Annotated in this window: 17 protein-coding genes; 10 read left to right on the forward strand and 7 right to left on the reverse strand. The window is 51.5% G+C overall.

Going from position 1 to position 18,575, the window contains the following annotated elements:
• Positions 1-46 precede the first annotated feature (46 nt).
• From ald to HMPREF1141_RS01670, 5 genes are all read right to left on the reverse strand, one after another.
• Positions 47-1,159: an alanine dehydrogenase gene (ald, locus tag HMPREF1141_RS01645; RefSeq protein WP_009060267.1), complete on the reverse strand. Its 1,113-nt coding sequence runs from the start codon at positions 1,157-1,159 to the stop codon at positions 47-49.
• Between the two features lie 36 nt (positions 1,160-1,195).
• On the reverse strand, positions 1,196-1,525 hold the full coding sequence (locus HMPREF1141_RS01650) for a DUF3870 domain-containing protein (RefSeq protein ID WP_009060259.1): 330 nt from the start codon (positions 1,523-1,525) through the stop codon (positions 1,196-1,198).
• 350 nt (positions 1,526-1,875) lie between these two features.
• Positions 1,876-3,204 carry a TRAP transporter large permease subunit gene (locus HMPREF1141_RS01655; protein ID WP_009060246.1) on the reverse strand — a complete coding sequence of 443 codons (1,329 nt, stop codon included), beginning with the start codon at positions 3,202-3,204 and terminating at the stop codon, positions 1,876-1,878.
• Positions 3,205-3,804: 600 nt separating this feature from the next.
• On the reverse strand, positions 3,805-4,368 hold the full coding sequence (locus HMPREF1141_RS01665; protein ID WP_035316385.1) for a folate family ECF transporter S component: 564 nt from the start codon (positions 4,366-4,368) through the stop codon (positions 3,805-3,807).
• Between the two features lie 399 nt (positions 4,369-4,767).
• Entirely contained in the window at positions 4,768-5,226 is a 459-nt protein-coding gene (locus HMPREF1141_RS01670) for a hypothetical protein (protein ID WP_035316387.1), read from the reverse strand.
• Between the two features lie 162 nt (positions 5,227-5,388).
• Between HMPREF1141_RS01670 and HMPREF1141_RS01675 the strand changes: the two genes are divergently transcribed.
• Both HMPREF1141_RS01675 and HMPREF1141_RS01680 read left to right on the forward strand, forming a co-directional pair.
• Positions 5,389-6,723, forward strand: a complete 1,335-nt coding sequence (locus HMPREF1141_RS01675) for an amidase domain-containing protein (protein WP_009060294.1) — start codon at positions 5,389-5,391, stop codon at positions 6,721-6,723.
• A 368-nt stretch (positions 6,724-7,091) separates the two neighbouring features.
• Positions 7,092-8,144, forward strand: coding sequence for an AbrB family transcriptional regulator (locus HMPREF1141_RS01680; RefSeq protein WP_009060253.1), 1,053 nt, complete (start codon positions 7,092-7,094; stop codon positions 8,142-8,144).
• Positions 8,145-8,258: 114 nt separating this feature from the next.
• On the opposite strand, the gene HMPREF1141_RS01685 is transcribed toward HMPREF1141_RS01680, so the two are convergent.
• Both HMPREF1141_RS01685 and HMPREF1141_RS01690 read right to left on the reverse strand, forming a co-directional pair.
• On the reverse strand, positions 8,259-9,233 hold the full coding sequence (locus HMPREF1141_RS01685) for a triphosphoribosyl-dephospho-CoA synthase (RefSeq protein WP_242824542.1): 975 nt from the start codon (positions 9,231-9,233) through the stop codon (positions 8,259-8,261).
• Entirely contained in the window at positions 9,230-9,964 is a 735-nt protein-coding gene (locus tag HMPREF1141_RS01690; protein WP_035316389.1) for a GntR family transcriptional regulator, read from the reverse strand. The genes HMPREF1141_RS01685 and HMPREF1141_RS01690 overlap by 4 nt, the downstream gene beginning before the upstream one ends.
• A 291-nt stretch (positions 9,965-10,255) precedes the next feature.
• On the opposite strand from HMPREF1141_RS01690, the gene citC reads away from it, so the two are divergent.
• The 8 genes from citC to HMPREF1141_RS01730 all read left to right on the forward strand — a co-directional run bounded on the left by citC (position 10,256) and on the right by HMPREF1141_RS01730 (position 18,553).
• On the forward strand, positions 10,256-11,281 hold the full coding sequence (gene citC, locus HMPREF1141_RS01695) for a [citrate (pro-3S)-lyase] ligase (protein WP_009060332.1): 1,026 nt from the start codon (positions 10,256-10,258) through the stop codon (positions 11,279-11,281).
• A 4-nt stretch (positions 11,282-11,285) separates the two neighbouring features.
• Positions 11,286-11,606, forward strand: a complete 321-nt coding sequence (gene citD, locus HMPREF1141_RS01700; protein WP_009060331.1) for a citrate lyase acyl carrier protein — start codon at positions 11,286-11,288, stop codon at positions 11,604-11,606.
• On the forward strand, positions 11,594-12,496 hold the full coding sequence (locus tag HMPREF1141_RS01705; protein WP_009060270.1) for an aldolase/citrate lyase family protein: 903 nt from the start codon (positions 11,594-11,596) through the stop codon (positions 12,494-12,496). The genes citD and HMPREF1141_RS01705 overlap by 13 nt, the downstream gene beginning before the upstream one ends.
• A 3-nt stretch (positions 12,497-12,499) precedes the next feature.
• The gene (gene citF, locus HMPREF1141_RS01710) at positions 12,500-14,044 is read left to right on the forward strand and encodes a citrate lyase subunit alpha (protein ID WP_009060342.1); all 1,545 of its coding nucleotides are present in this window, start codon (positions 12,500-12,502) and stop codon (positions 14,042-14,044) included.
• 1 nt (position 14,045) lies between these two features.
• On the forward strand, positions 14,046-14,621 hold the full coding sequence (citX, locus tag HMPREF1141_RS01715) for a citrate lyase holo-[acyl-carrier protein] synthase (RefSeq protein ID WP_009060350.1): 576 nt from the start codon (positions 14,046-14,048) through the stop codon (positions 14,619-14,621).
• Positions 14,622-14,776: 155 nt separating this feature from the next.
• The gene (locus tag HMPREF1141_RS01720; RefSeq protein ID WP_009060303.1) at positions 14,777-16,159 is read left to right on the forward strand and encodes a citrate:proton symporter; all 1,383 of its coding nucleotides are present in this window, start codon (positions 14,777-14,779) and stop codon (positions 16,157-16,159) included.
• 362 nt (positions 16,160-16,521) lie between these two features.
• Complete coding sequence (locus tag HMPREF1141_RS01725; protein ID WP_009060338.1) at positions 16,522-17,091, forward strand: 5-formyltetrahydrofolate cyclo-ligase; 570 nt, start codon at positions 16,522-16,524, stop codon at positions 17,089-17,091.
• Between the two features lie 463 nt (positions 17,092-17,554).
• Positions 17,555-18,553 (forward strand): YeiH family protein, encoded by a 999-nt coding sequence (locus tag HMPREF1141_RS01730; protein ID WP_009060344.1) that lies wholly within the window; start codon positions 17,555-17,557, stop codon positions 18,551-18,553.
• Positions 18,554-18,575 lie beyond the last annotated feature (22 nt).

Below are 18,575 nucleotides of genomic sequence, written 5' to 3' on the forward strand. Positions count from 1 at the left end.
CTTCCATGTCATCGTCTGGTCTGATCGGTACGAGTGTGAAAACTATTTAAAACAATTGGTCTGCGGAACAGGACTCGATTCCGAAACCATCGGCTACATTAAAACAGGTGCACTTTCCGTTATAGGTATTGACTGCGGAATACAGCACCGGATTTATGCGGCAGGCTTCTTCCAGCCCATTTTCCGCGATCTGCAGGCCATAGCGAAGCGTCGCGTTGGTCAGGGCGATGGTAGAGGTTCTGGGCACCGCGCCGGGCATATTGCCCACACAGTAATGTACTACGCCGTCCACCGTGTACACCGGGTCGTCATGGTAAGTCACATGGGTTGTTTCACAGCAGCCGCCCTGATCCACCGCCACGTCAACGATGACGCTGCCGGGGCGCATGTTTTTCAGATAGGAGCGCTTGACGATCTTCGGCGCTTTCTTTCCGGGGATCAACACCGAGCCGATTACCAAATCGGCTTGAGCCAGCTCTTTTTCCACGGCGGAATCGGTGCTGTAAATGGTTTGAATGCGCGCGCCGAAAATATCGTCCAGGTATGCCAGGCGCGGCAGGCTAATGTCTGTGATCGTCACGTCGGCTCCCATGCCCACAGCAATTTTACAGGCATTGGCGCCAACCGTGCCCGCGCCGAGGATCACCACCTTCGCCTTAGGCGTACCGGGCACACCGGAAAGCAGCATACCGGACCCTCCCATGGGTTTTTCCAGATACTTTGCTCCCTCCTGAACGCTCAGGCGGCCCGCGATCTGACTCATGGGCGCCAGCAGCGGAATACTGCCGTCCCGCTCAATCAGGGTTTCATAAGCCACACCTTTTACTCCGGCGCTCAGCAGCGCGTCCGTCAGGGGGCGGTCCGCCGCCAGATGCAGGTACGTATACAAAACCAGATCCTTGTGAAAACACTGGTACTCCGCCTCCAGAGGCTCTTTGACCTTGACCATCATGTCAACGGTATCCCATACCTCTTTTGCGGTGTCAAGTACAATGGCTCCCGCGGAACAGTACTCCTCGTTGGAAAAGCCGGAGCCGATTCCGGCGTCCTTTTCCACATAGACCGAATGCCCCGCGCTGTGATACGCTTTCACATGGTCCGGAGTAAGCCCCACACGAAACTCATTGTTCTTGATTTCTTTCACGGTTCCAATTTTCATAACAGCAATGCCTCCCATTTTAAGTTCTGCCTCAACTTACTGCTGGGCAGACAAAATATCACGCAATCTTCCGTTTGCGTCGCGCAGAGCTGCCACCAGAGCCTTTTGCGAGGAACCAAAATACCGGCTTCTCACCCGATGGATGGCATCATCCAACCCATCCAGAAGGTCGCACCCCACCAGCAGGCTTCGTACAAAATCCCTGCTGATATCGAGGATCGCATTACAAGATACATCAACAATTTGATGAGTATGCAGATCCACCACAAAAGGCAGGAAAAAAATTCCGTAAGAAATGCTGATCGGATTGTCGCTGGCTACCTTCGCGTGGCCCACCAGATACACTGTGTTTTCGGGATAATCCATACCCTGAAACCCCTTTCTTATGGTTCTGGTTCTATTTTCAGCGATTTTTTGGCATGTCTGCGGACGTGGTCATTCGTGAAAAGCGGTCTGTTCAGCAACCGCCTTTCAAGGACAAAATGAACTCTGTAAGCCCCTTGCTTTTTCATTTTGGCCGAAGGACCTCTTTGGCCAAGCGTTTCAACGGGATCCCACTTTTTACCGCAATGCAGGTTTGCTGCCTTACTGAAAAATAAAACCGTTGTTATGTTATTCCAAAAATGCCCGCAGCGTCAAGAGAACATTGCTGCTTTGCGCAGCAGCGGGCTGCAGAAACACCTTTGGATTCTACTTTTTCATCACCAATGGCATGGTCAGGTCAGAATCATTGGCCCGATCAAAGCCCAGATGACCACGAATACAATGGCCGCACCGCTGGAGATCCAGTTCGCCTCCAGCATTTCACGGGTGTTTTCGCTTTGGGCGATCCCCAGCTGTCCCATCATATTGCTGGTAGGATAAATGCCGCCCGTCAGGCGTGTCGCGGACAAAATCGCAATGGCAAACATGGTCATGGGCAATCCGCTGGAAGCAGCCGCCGCACCGAACATCTCCGCAATGATCTTGATTTCCGCAACAGCCGCCGCTTCGATTCCGAAGCCGCCTACCACAGAGGCGATCAGCATAACAGCCGTGGGGCTGGAGCCGGCCGCGCCGCCCAGCAGATTCGAAATCGCGTCAAAGCCGCCGCCCAAGGTGACCAGATTCAGCAGCACGTCGATGGTGACGAACACGACAAACATTTTCGCCTGCGACGCAATTCCTTTTGACATCGATTCGACCACGTGGTCAATATCCATTCTGCCTACAATGCCAACCACCGCCGACAGGATAATCATAACGATCAGCGCGTAGCTGGTGCCCTGCTTGGTCATGATTCCATAGGCAATCAGCAGGAGGAAGGAAAGCAAAAATACAATAGTGGTGGTGCGCTCTCTGGGGGTGATGACAATTTCATTTATGTTCTGCATATCGTCCAGCCGATAGAATTCCTTGCCCTCGGTACGGCGCTGGGTACGCTTTACCGCGAACCACATGCCGCCCAGCCAGAATATTGCAAAAGGAATCACAGCGCCTATCATCAGCTGGCCGTAAGAAAGCCCCGTGACCTCCATGGTGATCAGCGTAACACCGGTCAGCGGCCCGACCATCAGGCCGACTTCTCCCGATACCTTAAACAGCGCCGCCACCACAGTGGGCGTAACGCCCAGGGTCGCCATCAGCGGAATCAAAATCGGCGCGATGACCGCATTTCCGCCGCCAAGGGTTCCGAGCAGACCGCAGACCAAGATGGAACAGATCACCAGGGTGACTTTTGCTTTTGTCTGTGTATTGACTCCGATCCGCTTTACGATCCAGTAAACCAGCGTATGTGTCACTCTCGCCTCTGTCATCAGAACGCCAAGGCCTGCGCCCGTCATAATGATAACACCGATCAGCGCCGTACTGGAGCCCAGGCTCGCCGCAAAAGCGGAAGCAAGCATTTTCAGATCCTGACCCATCATCAGTGCGCCAATCGCGATACCTACGATAATGCCGGACGTATTGTCCTTTCCCCGGAACACCATGACGATGTAAACTGCCAGCGGAATTAATGCCAGCAGCGAAGGGGAGTGGATCAGTGACCAGCTTCCAAGTTCCATAAAATAACCTCCTCAGATCAATTTCAACCATTGTTTTCACGGCATGCGGCTCGTACCCCTGCCGAAAGACTGCGGCGGAGCTGCCGCACCCTTTCTGATCTTTGAAACTGCGTTTTTCTCTGTGTTGTCACCCCCCGCCGTACGCTGGATTCAACCTTTACAGCCAGATTGCTTTATGCAGGATTGCCTGTCAGGCAATTCATTCGCTTCTAGAAACAATACCCCGCGGGCCCCCTGATAAAAACACAAAAAGGAACCCACTGTATTGCATCAAAAAATGCAAGACAACGGATTCCTTTTACTGATAGAACCGGAGGACGTCCGGCCCCAATAAATAAAAATCGTGTATTGTTTTCAGAAAACGGCTTTTTATCTGCCAGTATCTTTTGAAAAAAGGCTCCCGGCAAATCATCGGCGGTTCCTGCAGAAAATCCCGCAAAAGCAATTGCTGATTTCTGCAATCAGTATAAATGAATCCTGCACAATTTGTCAATCCATTTTTTTGAAAAATAATGGATTTGTACGGAATGACTACAAAAGAATTCAAAAATTTTCATTCATACATCGCGTGAGGAACCTGTTTGCCGAAGAGAAGAATATTCAAAAACTGCCGTTCCCTTTTGCCTTATTGATAAACCGAAAACGTTCAAACAGCTTGAGCAGCGAGAACAAAAGCGCCGTATCGATCGGCAGCATAATCAGATTTTTAATGATGCGTGCGCCCAGCAGTATGATAAATCCATTGCCATACATCAGAGACAGCCACAATGTATTGAGCACCCAGTTCACCAGCACGGTATTCAGAATGCAGGCGGTCAGAACGCGTTTAGCGGTGATCGGCTTTCTATACAGCAATTGCCCGAACAGCGCGCCGGTTACCATTGCGCTGATGGTAAAGCCGGGGAAAAACGGCCCTGTCGGGCGCATCACAAAACCCGCCACATCGCTGACAGCCCCGATGATTCCGCCCACTACCGGCCCGAACAGCATACCGCCGCCGGCAATCGGCAAAAACGCAAAGCTGATTTGAAGGGTTTCTGTAATCGCAAGCTTAAAGAACGCCAGAACCACACTGATTGCCACCAACAGACCGGCAACAGAAATGGTCGATACCTGCTTCATCTCATGTGCGGAGGACCTGATTTGTTCCATCCAGTTTTTCAAGAAAAATGCCCCTCTCGTTGCCGCGCAGCTTTCTTTGGTAAACGCGCAGTCTTAATAGATTCAAAAATTGCCTTTTGGCACTCTCTATTATAAAGAAAAATATTGTGTGCCGCAAATAAAAGTATCACAATTGCGTCGATTTTTCGTCTACTCCCACTCAAAATCAGGCCATTTATCGTCGCTTCCCATGTTGCGAATCGGTTTTTTAAAAGTTTTATGTTTCCAAAACGCCAAAATCCGTCTATTCAAATTCTTTTAATGAACCAAAAAAAGTTTTGCAATTTATTTTGATCAGTTCATAAGGAACGGCACGCAGCCCGTTAAACGGGCTGTTGACACTAAAAAACAGGCTGTATGCTTCCACTACGGGAGCATACAGCCTGTTTTCTTTTGTTTATCTCAATTACCGAAATTAACTACTTCCCACTTGTTTTCGGGAGACTTTCCGATTACAATCATATGCCGTTGATTATTATCTAATTCTACATCAAGAGCGTAAAACGTCCAATCAGGATAAGAGGTCGATTTTGTGCCTATCATTTCAAGCCAAATGCTCTCAAATTCTGATCCGTAAACAGGGTCATAAGTATACTTTCTATTCTCCCAGCCCATTTTTTTAGCGTCGATTACATTTTTATAGTAATCATCGGCAACCTCTTTGGCCTTTTCTATTCCTTGCTCATCATTGCCTATGTTAAATTTATGCGGTGTACTGCTCTCTTCAGGAATAGAAATATCCGTGTTTGAACTGGTGGCAGTAGATTCCTCTGGTGCGGAAGTTTCGGTGTCCTGCGTTGTGCAAGCTACTATTGCCAGTAAGCAGCAAGCTGTCAAAAGCAGCGTCATTATCTTTTTCATATTTCACTCCTGCCTCTCATTATTTGATATTAACCATTATAATAAATCACATTCTTATTATCAATAGACAAAAGATAATTTACAATTTTGTAAAATTTGTTGATATATTTATGATTATTGACTATAATAAAAGTGCCAAAATATGGAAAGGAGCTGTTATAATTGAACAAACGAATTAACAGAATGCTTTGTATTATGTTAGCAATGGTCGTTTCTTGCTCGATGATCATTGTTAACGCTGCCGAAGCCGTAACCTTGCCAGCAGGGGTTATTTCTCAAAATGAGAATGGAAAAGCAGTAAAAATCAATGAAGAGCAAGTAAAAACGATTTTGCAAAATTATTTCGATGCCTATTACTTGGACTTCTCTGAAACAGAAGATGGAAAACTTTTAGAGTTCGCAAACGGCAATATTAACCCAAATGAGAGCACAAATCTATTTTTGGCTTTCCACGAATGGGAAAATAAATCTGTTGATTTAGCAGAAAACTGGTATGAAGATAGCACTGTCACGTTAGATTTCACAGACATAACAATCAACGACAGTAAGGTTCAAACGTCCTTAAATATGACCTTGAAGTACAAATATACACTTTCAGAAGATTATTCTTATATCGTACAAGTTCCATATCGTTTTTCTTTAATAATGGAAAACAATGTTCTAAAAATTGATTCGATTGAAACGGATTCTGATGATTTCAAGGGTTTTCATCAAGATTACATGAGGGAAGTCAATCGTAGTTCCAGTGCTCGAAACTCCGAACAGAAAAAAGAAAATGCTTTGGAAAAAGTCAAAGAAGACTATATCAGTAACACAGAAGCTTTTGCGGCACAAGTAAAAAACCTTATTTCTGAGCAATCAGAGGAGGAATTGGATACTCCGACTATCGTTCCTTTTACCGCCGCGTCTTATACTGCTTCTGATGCAACTAGATATGCTGAACGCTTGGTTTATGCGGATGCATCTCGTTTCTTTTATAAAGTGAACGGCAATAATTGTACAAATTTTGTTTCTCAATGCTTGTGGGCCGGTTATGGCGGATATGCAACTGATTTTAGCGTGATGGCAGATAGAATGAATAGAAGATACCAAATGACAAGTGAATGGTATGCTGGTTCCGGCGGCGGTAGCCCTGCATGGGAGAACGTCACAAATTTATGGGATTATTTAATGAAGAGCAAGTCAACAGGGCCAACTGCAACCGGTTTAAATAATGGTGCGGTATATACAAAGTTGTTTGTGGGAAGTTCTCCACAAAGAGCGATAAAACCGGGCAACGTTTTGCAATTCAGAGTCGGTAGCACAGGTAATTATGGCCACTCCGTTATTGTATATACTGTACCAAGCAGTCCGTCTGATACCGATACGGAATTAAATCAAATCACAATAGCACAGAATACTGATGATATAATTGGTCGTTCATTGTGGGAAGTCATTAATAGAAAAGGTGGCTCAAATTGCAATATGAGACTGATTCGTCCATCTAATTTTAAGTAAGTAGGAAATTTTCATAGACATTTGTAACCAGAAAGCTGAATTTCTCTCTGTTAATGGATAAAAAGCCATGAATCGATTTGCCGATTCATGGCTTTTTCCATAACACTTATCTTTAAGAAGAATTGCCTGCGGATATATCATAAATCAACGAATTCTTTTCGGGAAAGGATGAAAGCAAAACGGCAGAGTTGACGGGAATTGCGATCAGGTGGTACAATAACCGCTTAGATGATAAATGATCTAAAGTTGATTTGTGAATTTGTTTTATGCTATACTAATGCGGCAATACGCGTCATTTGCAGCCTGTGGGACATTCTGTGTCACGCTGCCGGCAGCTCTGTGCGCGACTGAGGGGAGGAAATGCTTCCGTGTATCTGGTTCTTACGCACCTTGTAGGCGGTGCGGGCGGCTATTGGGGAAAGAAAAAAGGGATTCCGGCCGGCGCGATGATCGGCGCGCTGCTGGCTGTGGCACTGATGAACACTCTGGTAGGACATGCGGCCCATTATCCGCCCAACCTGCGCGTGATCGTACAAATTCTGTCGGGCCTGATCATCGGCGGCCGTTTTACGCGTGAGGACGTGAAGGCGCTGCGCGTGATGGGCAAGCCGATTTTGATTCTTCTGACCATGATGTTCACCTTCACGATCCTGTTCTCCGTGCTGATGCAAAAAATATCCGGTCTTTCTTTCATGACCTCGCTGTTTGCCTGCTCGCCGGGCGGAATGTCGGACTTGTCACTGATTGCGGTCGACTTCGGTGCCAGCACCGACAAGGTGATGCTCCTGCAGCTGTTCCGGTTTGTCATTGTGGTCATGTTTTTTCCCAACATCATCAAAAAGCTGTATCTGAGCACCTCTGCCCCCCCGATCTCTGTGGAGGACAGCGAGGCGGAACCCAAGGAAGAAGAGTCCTCCAGGCAATTTTCGCCGGAGAAGCTGAAAAAATTTGCGGTTTCTCTCATCGTATCGTCAGCCGGCGCGCTGCTGCTGCGCTTTTTGGGTGTTCCGGCCGGCGCCATCATCGGCGCTATTCTGGCCACAGTCGTTTTGAGCGTGGCTTCGGATCTGCTCTCTTACCCGTCTTTTGTCAAGGTTCTGTCCCGCGTGCTGGCGGGGTGCTACATCGGCAGCCAGATCAGCCGGGCTACCTGGGCCGCTCTGGGTGAGCTGGTCATTCCCATGATCATCATGGCCGTAGAGGTTTTTGTCATGTCTTTTGTCACGGCATACCTGCTGAGCCGTTTCACCGGGATGAACAAAGCCACCGCGCTGTTTTGCTGCACTCCCGGCGGAATCGCCGAAATGGGTTTGATCGCCGAAGAGCTGGGCCTGGATACCCCGAAGATCGTTTTGATGCATTCCTGCCGGTTGATTTCGGTCATCTGCCTGATTCCCGTTCTGGCAAATATTTTTACCTGAGTATGGAAAACATAGCCAGGGCGTCTTTCTTTCGCTCCGAATGGAGCAGAAGAAAGACGCCCTTTTTATTTGTCCGGTTTCTGTACATCGCTGCTCAAAAACTATTTTCAAATATCAACAAATCTTTTTATCCCCGCTGCTCTCATCCATCTGACCGGAAGCAGCCGGGCAAAAACGTTCCGGGAATTCCCGCTCCAGCCACCAGGCCATCAGCGTCATGGAGAGCATGTCCGCCGCACCACCCGGGCTGATATTTTTGCGGATGAACTCCTGATCCATCCGCGCCGCCTCCGCAAGCAGCATCGCCGGCGAAAGGTCGGGTGCTTGCAGCAAAGCGGCCAGGTGCTCCCGAACCTGCCGCTGTGTTTGCAGATCGGAACGGCTGATCAGGTTGGTATCCTCCAAATTGGCCATAATATGAAACAGCGCATAAATTCCGGCGGCGTCAATGTCCCAGCCCAATGCACCGGCCTTGCGCAACGCCGGCAGGCCATGCACGCGCGCCGCAGGAAACCCATTGGCCGCCTCTCCGCGCACACCCTCAATACGGTACTGGCGGTACAGGCGTTCGCCGTTCGTTTCCGTCTTTTCTTTCGGCGGGTGGTCGCCGCAGGCAATTTTCGCGCACAGCGAAAACAGCCGCTCCACCGAAACACAGCGGGGCTGGCGGTACAAAAGGCCGCAGGCAGCGCAGAAAATCCCCATGGAATACACGATTCCCTTGTGGGTGTTTACCCCCCCGGTCGCACGAAACATTTCGCGCTCCGCCTCGATACCCGGCACGCGCAGGTGCGGCAGCAGCCGCTCCGGCGGTATCCGGCCAAGGCGCATCGCCTGTGCGGTAATCTCCCGAAAATAGCTGGACAGCGCACAGGCGCTGTCCAGAAAGGTAAACAGGTTCATATCGCGGTGGGCGCCGTTGTTAAAACGGTCTACCAGGCCGGGCTTCGGCCCAATGCACACCTCATACAGCAGCGAACGAACCGCCAGTTTTGAAATTTGGCCGCAGTAAGCTTCACGCGCGGCATGCTCTGCCGCCCGCCGGGCATGGCCCGCCCGCATGGTTTGCCTCTGATTTCGCCGTGTCATTCCATCCTCCGGTACAAATCCTTCAGGTCATCCCTCATGTTTTCCTGTGAACGGATGATTTCACGCATCACAAATTCCTTGGAATGATTCAGGTGCTCTTTTACGATCAGCGTGATCAATTCCTCGTCCTTTGTCTGCATCCCGCGGTAAATCAGACCGTGTTCTTTCACGGCAAGACTCCGCCTTTGAGCGTCGTACAGAGAAATGTCGCGAAAGCGAGAGACGTATTCCAGCATCTTGCCGACGACTGCTTCCAGTCTTTGCATGCGGGAAAAACGGTATATCAGCGCGTTGAAATCGGTACAATAACGGATGACCTGCTGAACCTCTCCCGCCTCGTTCTTCTCTGCCATGTTGCGCAGCAGCTCCTGCATTTCGCGGTGATTTTCCGGCGTCATGCGCTCCATGGCGGCAATGGTCGCCATGGTTTCGAGCGCGATGCGGATCTGATAAATCTCCTCCGCATCCTCAATCGTCACCCGCTTGACCACCACGCCGTATTTGGGGATATACTCCACCAAATCTTCCTCCGTCAGCTTTTTGATCGCGTTTCGGATCGGCGTACGGCTGATGTTCATGTAGTCGGACAAGACCTTTTCGTTGAGTCTTTCGCCGACCGGAATCACACCCTGAATGATTGCTTTTCTCAGGCCCTCATACACCATGTCGTTGAGCGGTCTGTTCTGCGATAAATTGATGATTTGCACCAACCTGCTTAAATACTCATGCACAAAACCACCGTCCTTTAATGATAATCATTATAAGGGTATATTCGATTGTTTGTCAATTTTATTTATACGTAAAAAAAGCAATAAAAAAACACCAAGGACATCAAAAGCACACCCACCCTGTGATTAATTAATGTATAATGTCCACAGACAAAGCAAAAAAGCGCAAAAGTGATTTTGACAGATTCGAGTAAAAACTCTTCCTTTTACGACAAAGTATTGCAAAAATATCCTAAAACCATACATTGCCGTTTTTCAGGGGGATATTCGGTTCTGAAGAACAGGAGCCATAGGATGGAGTACGAAATCAGGCGTTTATGGATCGACCGTGATCCCCGCCAAAAACAGCTTTGGCAGAATCTGCTGCAAAGCAGCGGCATCCGTGCGGAGGCCGCCATCTCATACTGTGCGGGACTTTTCTTTGAAGACCAGCTCGTCGCAACCGGTTCTCTGTATCAGAACATCATCAAGTGTGTGGCAGTCAGCCCCGCACATCAGGGTGGCAAGGCGGTCAGCATTCTGCTTTCCCACCTGCTCAGCACCGTGATGGAAAACGGCAGCTCCTCCTGCTACGTGTACACCAAGCCCCAGGCGGCCCGCTCTTTTGAGGAGCTGGGATTTCGGGAGCTGGCCCGCGTAGACGATCAGCTGGTATTTATGGAGAAAGCCATTTACGGCTTCCCGCAGTACCTGAAGGATCTGGAGCGGCAGCGGATCCCCGGCCAGGCGGCCGGAATTGTGATGAACGCAAACCCGTTCACACTGGGGCACCGTTATCTGGCGGAAAGAGCCGCCAAAGAAAACGAAACGCTGCATCTGTTCGTTCTGTCGGAAGATCTGTCCGCTTTCCCGGCCAGTACCCGGCTGGAGCTTGTCCGGCGCGGAGTTCAGCATCTGCCGAACGTTCGTGTTCACCCCACAGGGGATTACATGGTTTCTGCCAAAACGTTCCCTTCCTACTTTTTGAAAGAGGACGTTCAGGTGGCAAAGGTTCAGGCCACGCTGGATGCGATCCTGTTTCGGGATCATATCGCCCCGGCGGCGGGAATTACCCGCAGGTACGTTGGCGAAGAACCCCTGTCTCCGGTGACACAGCTATATAATGAATCGATGAAAGAGGTGTTTCACGGAGCGATTGATTTAGTCATCCTCCCCCGCATCGAACAAGGGGGAAACGTCATCAGCGCTTCCCGTGTAAGGGATCTTCTCAAACGGGGAAAAACAGAAGAAACGAAAGAGCTTGTTCCAGAAAGCACTTACGCCTACCTGATTTCTCCCGAAGGAAAAGCACTGATTCAGAAATTGCAGCAGGAGGGATAAACACATGCCGCTTTATCAAATTCAAAAACCGGCAATTGCCGGTACGCTGGAATCTTCCGATATTCAGATCATGATCGACAAGAATGACGGCGAGGGAATCGACATCAACCTGACCAGCAGCGTAGAGCACCAGTACGGCCGGCAGATTCGCGAAACGATCTGTAAAACCCTTTCGAACATGGGGATCGACAACGCAAAGCTGACCGCTGTGGATAAGGGCGCGCTGGACTGTACCATTATCGCCCGCACCATTGCGGCGGTACATCGGTCGTGCGGAATTACCGAGCACTATGATTGGGAGGCGATCGATTCATGGAACGTTTAAGAAGAACAATGATGTTTTTGCCGGCGAGCAATCCCGGCATGCTGAAGGACGCGATCATTTACGGCGCGGACTCCATTATGTTTGATCTGGAAGACGCGATCTCCCTGGCGGAAAAGGACACTTCCCGCTTTCTTGTTTTCCAGGCGGTAAAAACCTTTGATTTCTCTTCTACGGAAACCGTTGTCCGCATCAACTCGCTGGACGCAGGCGGCATAGACGACGTGCACGCAATGGTGCGCGCCGGCATCGACGTCATCCGTTTGCCGAAAACGACCTGTGCCCAGGATGTCCTGGACACCGAGGAAGTGATTCTGGAAGCAGAGAAAGCCTGCGGCCGTGAACCCGGCTCCACCCGGATGATGGCGGCTATTGAGGATCCCCGCGGCGTTTTGGACGCGGTTGCGATCGCCCATTCCAGCAAGCGCCTGATCGGCATCGCGCTGGGATCCGAAGACTATGTTACAGCGATGAAGACCAAACGCTACGCAGACCGCAACAGCGAAGAGATCTTTTTCGCCCGCTCCATGATCGTCCACGCCGCCCGTGCAGCCGGAATCGCCGCGCTCGACACGATCTTTGCCGATGTGAACGACATGGAAACCCTGCGAAAGGAAACCGAGTTTGTCCGTCAGCTCGGCTTTGACGGAAAATCCGTCATTCATCCCCGCCAGATCGCAGTGGTCAATTCCGTTTACACCCCGAGCCAGAAGGAAATCGACAATGCGCTCAACGTCTTCCGCGCAATTGAGGAAGCCAACGCCAAGGGCTCCGGCGTCATCGCCCTGAACGGCAAGATGATCGATAAGCCCTTTGTAGAGCGTGCGGAGCGCGTGCTCGCGCTGGCCAAAGCCGCCGGCGTTTATACCGGGCCGGAAGGACAGGAGGGTTAAGCAATGGAAACGGTTAAAAATGCAGTGGGCCGTGAAATCCCGAAGGAATACGCAGACCAGTACGGCGTGTTCGAGGGCCAATACGCCCGCAAAAATGAATATAGAAGAGCGGCCGGCAAGGTGGTGCCCACCCTCCCCGGCGAGACAAAGCTCGTTTCTTCCCTGCGGGAAGCAATCGAGAAATCCGGCCTGAAGGACGGCATGACGATTTCGTTCCACCATCACTTCCGCGAGGGCGACTATGTTTTGAACATGGTTATGGAAGAGATCGCCAAAATGGGCATCAAAAACCTGAAGCTCGCCGCCAGCTCGATCGCCAATGTGCACGAGCCTCTCATTGAACACATCAAAAGCGGCGTGATTACCGAAATCACCAGCAGCGGCCTGCGCGACAAGGTAGGCTCCGCGATCTCTCACGGCCTGATGGAAAAGCCGGTCGTCATCCGTTCCCACGGCGGACGCGCGCGCGCCATTGAATCCGGCGAGATTCATATCGACGTTGCTTTCCTCGGCGCCTCGAGTGCGGACCCTTACGGCAACGCGAACGGCTCTCAGGGCAACGCGACCTGCGGTTCCCTGGGCTACGCCAAGGTAGACGCCGAATATGCAGATAAGGTCGTAATCATTACCGACCACCTGGTCGATTACCCCAACACCCCCATCAGCATCTCCCAGACTCTGGTGGATTATGTTGTGGTGGTAGACGCGATCGGCAATCCCGACGGGATTGCAAAGGGTGCAACCCGCTTTACTTCTGACCCCAAGGAGCTTTTGATCGCGGAAAATGCCTGCAAAGTCATCACCGCCTCTCCTTACTTTAAAGACGGCATCTCCTTCCAGTCCGGTTCCGGCGGCTCCACCCTGGCGGTCACCCGCTTCTTAGCAGAGAAAATGCGTGAGAGCGGCATTACCGCAGGATACCTGCTGGGTGGCATCACCAGCAACATGGTGGAACTGCTCGAAGAGGGCCTGGCCAAGAAGATTCTGGACACCCAGACCTTTGACCGCGGCGCTGCGGCCTCGATCGCCCGCAATGAGAACCACTACGAGATTTCGGCTTCCTTTTACGCCAACCCCGGCAACAAGGGCGCGGCGGTGAACCAGCTGGATGTCGTAATGCTCTCGGCACTGGAGGTCGACACAGACTTTAACGTGAACGTCATGACCGGTTCCGACGGTGTGATCCGCGGTGCCTCCGGCGGACACAGCGACACAGCGGCCGGCGCAAAGCTGAGCCTGATTCTGTGCCCCCTGCTGCGCGGACGCATCCCGACCATTGTGGAGCAGGTCAACACCGTCATTACCCCCGGCGAGGGAATCGACGTTGTCGTTACGGAAGTCGGCATTGCAGTGAACCCCCGCAGAAAAGACCTGCAGGAGGCCCTGAAAAACGCCGGAGTGAACCTCTTTACCATGGAGGAGCTGAAAAACAAGGCCTATGCGCTGGCCGGCACACCCGACCCCATCGAGTACGGAGACAAGGTCGTGGCTCTCATCGAGTACCGCGACGGCAGTCTGATCGATGTGGTAAGGCAGGTTAAGCGCTGAGATGAACGCGGCAGAAATGTTCGCACACGGAGAGACCCCCGAGCTCGACGAGGTTCTTCTGAACCGCGAGCGGCGGGTACAGTTCATTGAGGAGCTGCTCAGGCGCTTCCCGAAAAGCTGTGTGATCTCTCTGAAGTGCAACATTCCCGGGCCTATCAAAAGCAACGGGGAAATTTTAGCTTTGTTCGATTACGGAGAAAACCGGATTCGTGAAATCCTGTCGAACCAAAGCTGGCAGCCAAACTACCAGAAGCGGCTGAGCCTGCGCACAGGGCCGGAGGCTTTCTGGGTCATCCCGAAGGATTCTTTCGAGGTGAAGCGTAACATGATTTTATTTGAGGAAGAAAAACTGGGCAGATTGTTCGACGCGGATGTGCTGGATCAAAAGGATGGGCTTGTGCGGACTCGAAGCAGAGTGGAACTCGGCTATGAGCCCAGACGATGCCTGATCTGCGATCAGGATGCCAGAATCTGCGCAAGCAGACGGCTTCATCCGGTCCCCATGCTGCAGCAGCGCTTGATTCAGCTGCTGGCGGAAAACGCACGGGAGCTGGAGAAGAACGGATCCACGCAGTGAAACGCGGAATCGTAACACAGCACGCTGGCTTATTTCCTTTTTGGAATGTCTCCCGGCAACGGGAGCCTTCCGCCTACATAGTCCGGTCAGGCGTGCATGCACGTTCGGGAACCATTGTCGCCGGGCATGCCCAACTAATTTGAGGAGGATCGCTTATGTTTTTAACTATTTTAGCATGGGTTATGATCATTGTATTCCTTGCGCTGGTCATCTCCAAAAAAATGCAGCCATTTACCGCTCTGGTACTGGTACCTATCGTATTTACACTCTTTGGTGCACTGGGAAATCAGTACACTGAGCTGGTGGCAAAGGCCAAAGAAGTTCCTGTTACCGATGTAACCATCTGGGATCAGGTTCGCATCATCGGCGATTGGACTGCGGCCGGTCTGAAAACGACCTCCACCACCGCAATCATGCTGCTGTTCGCCATTCTGTTCTTCTCTGTGATGCTGAACGTCGGTCTGTTTGATCCTGTCACCAAGTTCATCATCCGTCTGGCCGGCGGCGACCCGGTAAAGGTTTTGGTCGGCACCGCAGTGGTTGCTGCGATGGTCTCCCTGAACGGCGACGGAACCACCACCACTTTGATCGTCTGCACCGCGTTCATCCCGATTTACCAGAAGCTGGGTCTCAAGATGATGAACCTCGGCGTTCTGACCGTTCTGATGAACACGATTATGAACCTGCTGCCCTGGGGCGGACCGACCGCCCGCGTGATCTCTGTGCTGGGCGAGGTTTCTGAACAGAGCATCCTGAACGCTCTGCTGCCCGGCATGGGTGTTGCCATCATTTACATGCTCGGCGTCGCTTACTATCTGGGTCTGAAAGAGCGCAAGAGAGTCGGCATTCAGCACCTGAACCATGAGGAAATCGAGGCGCTGACCAAGCCCGCTACTCCCGAAGAGGAAGCCCTCAAGCGCCCGAAGCTGATCTGGATCAACGCGATCCTGACTGTCGGCGCGGTTGTTATGCTGGTTCTCGGCACCTTCCCGTCCGTCTTTATCTTCCTGGTTGGCACTGCTCTGGCTGTCCTCATCAACTATCGTTCCATTAAAGATCAGAAGGCCCGTATCTCCGACAACGCCGGCGATGCTCTGCAGGTATCCATCCTCGTTATGGCGGCTGGTATCTTCATGGGTCTGTTCACCAACTCCGGCATGTCCGACGCTCTGGCTTCCAGCATGATCTACCTGATCCCCGAGCAGATGGGCCGCTGGTGGGGTCTTGTAACGGCGGTCATCTCCGCACCCGGTACCTTCTTCCTGTCCAACGACGCGTTCTACTATGGCGTGCTGCCGGTATTCGCAGAGGCTGGTTACCGTTACGGCTACACCGCTCTGGAGCTCGGCACTGCATCTCTGCTGGGCCAGGCATTCCACCTTTTGAGCCCCCTGGTGGCTTTCATTTACCTGCTGCTGAACCTGACCGGACTGGACATGGGCGAGTGGCAAAAACAGTGCGCGAAATGGGCCATCGGTATCTTTGTCATCTTTATTGCTATGGCGGCTATTACCGGGTCTGTGCCATTGTTTAAATAACCTTCTCCTTTTTTCAAATAAGTTTTGCCCCCAGGCAGGGCGCGGTGCTTTCGTACCGCGCCCTGTTCCTGTATAGCGATACAGGCCGCCAAAAACTGTGCAAGACAAGACGGCCATACGGCAAAGGAAACCGCATACTCGTTGTATATGGATGAACCTTACGGGATGCAGCTATCTTGCGGGCACACAGTACCCCTAAGGGTACACGGCAACACAGGGAGCAAAATCGTTTTACCATTTTGCGGCTGCGCAGCTTTCCCGGCGCCCTGTTGATATGCCGGTTGCAATCGAACCGCAGACATGCTATGCTAAGGCAAGCGGCGCTTTTGGGGCGCGCCTTACAACGGAAAAGGAGGCTCCTTATGTCTGTTCCGGAAGAAAAAAAGAAACTGCGTGCCGAACTCAAACAAAGAATTGCGGCACTGACCCCAGACTATATTAAAGAATCCAATCGAGGGATTGTACAGAATATCCTTAGTCACCCCTGCTACCAAAAAGCAAAAACGATTTTTTGTTTTGTCGGTACTGCCAGCGAAATCAACACCAGCATTTTGATCGAGCAGGCGTTTTCCGACGGCAAGCGCGTCGCGATTCCGCTCTGCATCGGCAAAGGCATTATGGAAGCGCGGGAAATCCATTCGCTTGCTGAACTGCACAGCGGAATGATGGGAATTCTGGAGCCCGCTGCGGACAGCACACTCGTCACCCCAGCAGAAATCGATTTTGCGATCCTCCCCTGCGTTTCGTGCGACAGACAGGGAAACCGTCTGGGTTATGGAGGCGGCTATTATGACCGCTTTCTTGGACAGGCATCTTTCTGCTCGGTTCTGATCTGCCGGGAACGCCTGCTTTGCGAGCAGATTCCGACAGAGCCGCACGATATTGCCGTCCCGGTCGTGATCACAGAGGCCGGCTGTTTTTCTCACGAATAAATCATTTGCAGCGTTCCTCACAATCGCTTTTTCAAGCAGCCCAAACGGGCTGCTTTTTTATTGATAAGAATCCGCCCCGCTGACGAAGTCAAAGATTTCGAGCGGAGCCAAGAGCTTTGCAACTCAAAGCAGCAGATATACCCACCTCTAGAAGACAGGGGATTTGAGCTGCGCATTTCTAACTATAATCAATCTATAATGGATAAGATAAAATAATCATATTTTACTTATTGATTGGTCGGCGTTATAATAAGCAGGCAAAGAAAGTAAGACCCGCGCCTCGGCACAAGCAAGCGTGTACTGCACCAGCAGAAATTTCCGTACGGGGGAAATCCGCTAAAGCTTTATCACCTTTAAAAGAAGGTGATTTTCTCCGCGAGCGAAAAATTTTTCCGCATCCAGAAAACAAGTGAAAAAGATAGAATTTCTGCTGATCAGCAGATAACATAAGGAGTGGTAGTCCATGGATTCAGTCATTAAAAAACTGCCCGGAATCTCGCTGGCGGCGATCATCGCCGTACCGGCATGGATTCTGGGCCAACAATTCCCGGTGATCGGCAGCCCGGTACTCGGTATCCTGTTCGGTATGCTGCTGGCATTCTGGAAACGCCCGGCGGCATTTCAGAGCGGCATCACCTACACCTCGAAAAAGCTGCTGCAGTATTCCATTATTCTGCTGGGCTTCGACATGAACCTGTTCCAGATCTTTAAGGCCGGCAGCCAGACCCTGCTGCTGATGGCCTTTACCCTCACCGCCACATTTCTGGGAGCGTATCTGATCGGTAAGGCGCTGAAGGTAGACCGCGATACGAATATCCTCATCGGCGTTGGCACGGCCATCTGCGGCGGCTCGGCCATCGCGGCAACGGCCCCCGTCATCGGCGCAAAGGATGAAGACGTAGCGCGCTCCATCTCAACGATCTTCTTTTTCAATGTCATTGCGGCGTTCCTGTTCCCGTTTTTGGGACACACCATGCAGATGTCGGATTTTCACTTCGGCCTGTGGGCCGGTACTGCCATTAACGACACCTCTTCCGTTGTGGCGGCGGGCTACACCTTCAGCGACGCAGCGGGCAATCTGGCGGTCATTGTCAAGCTGACACGTACGCTGATGATTATCCCCATCACTTTAGTGCTTGCTTTTTACACCGCCAAACGGCAGTCGCGTGCGGGCAATGCAAATTACAGCTTCGCAAAAATTTTCCCGTGGTTCGTTCTGGGCTTTGTCGCGGCAGCGATCATCAACACCTTTATCCCCCTCCCGGCGGGAATGGGAAAGGCACTGGCCACCTTCGGAAAATTTGTGATCGTCATGGCAATGGCGGCGATCGGCCTGAACACCAATCTGGTCGATCTGGTCAAGCACGGCTGGCGGCCGATCGTACTCGGCCTCTCCTGTTGGGCGATTCTGGCGGTCACTTCGCTGGCCGTGCAGTACAGCCTGCTAAGCTATCTATTATAATGAAAAAGGGATGCGCACAGCA

Source organism: Clostridium sp. MSTE9 (genome assembly GCF_000277625.1).
Classification (GTDB): Bacteria; Bacillota; Clostridia; order Oscillospirales; family Acutalibacteraceae; genus Faecalispora; species Faecalispora jeddahensis.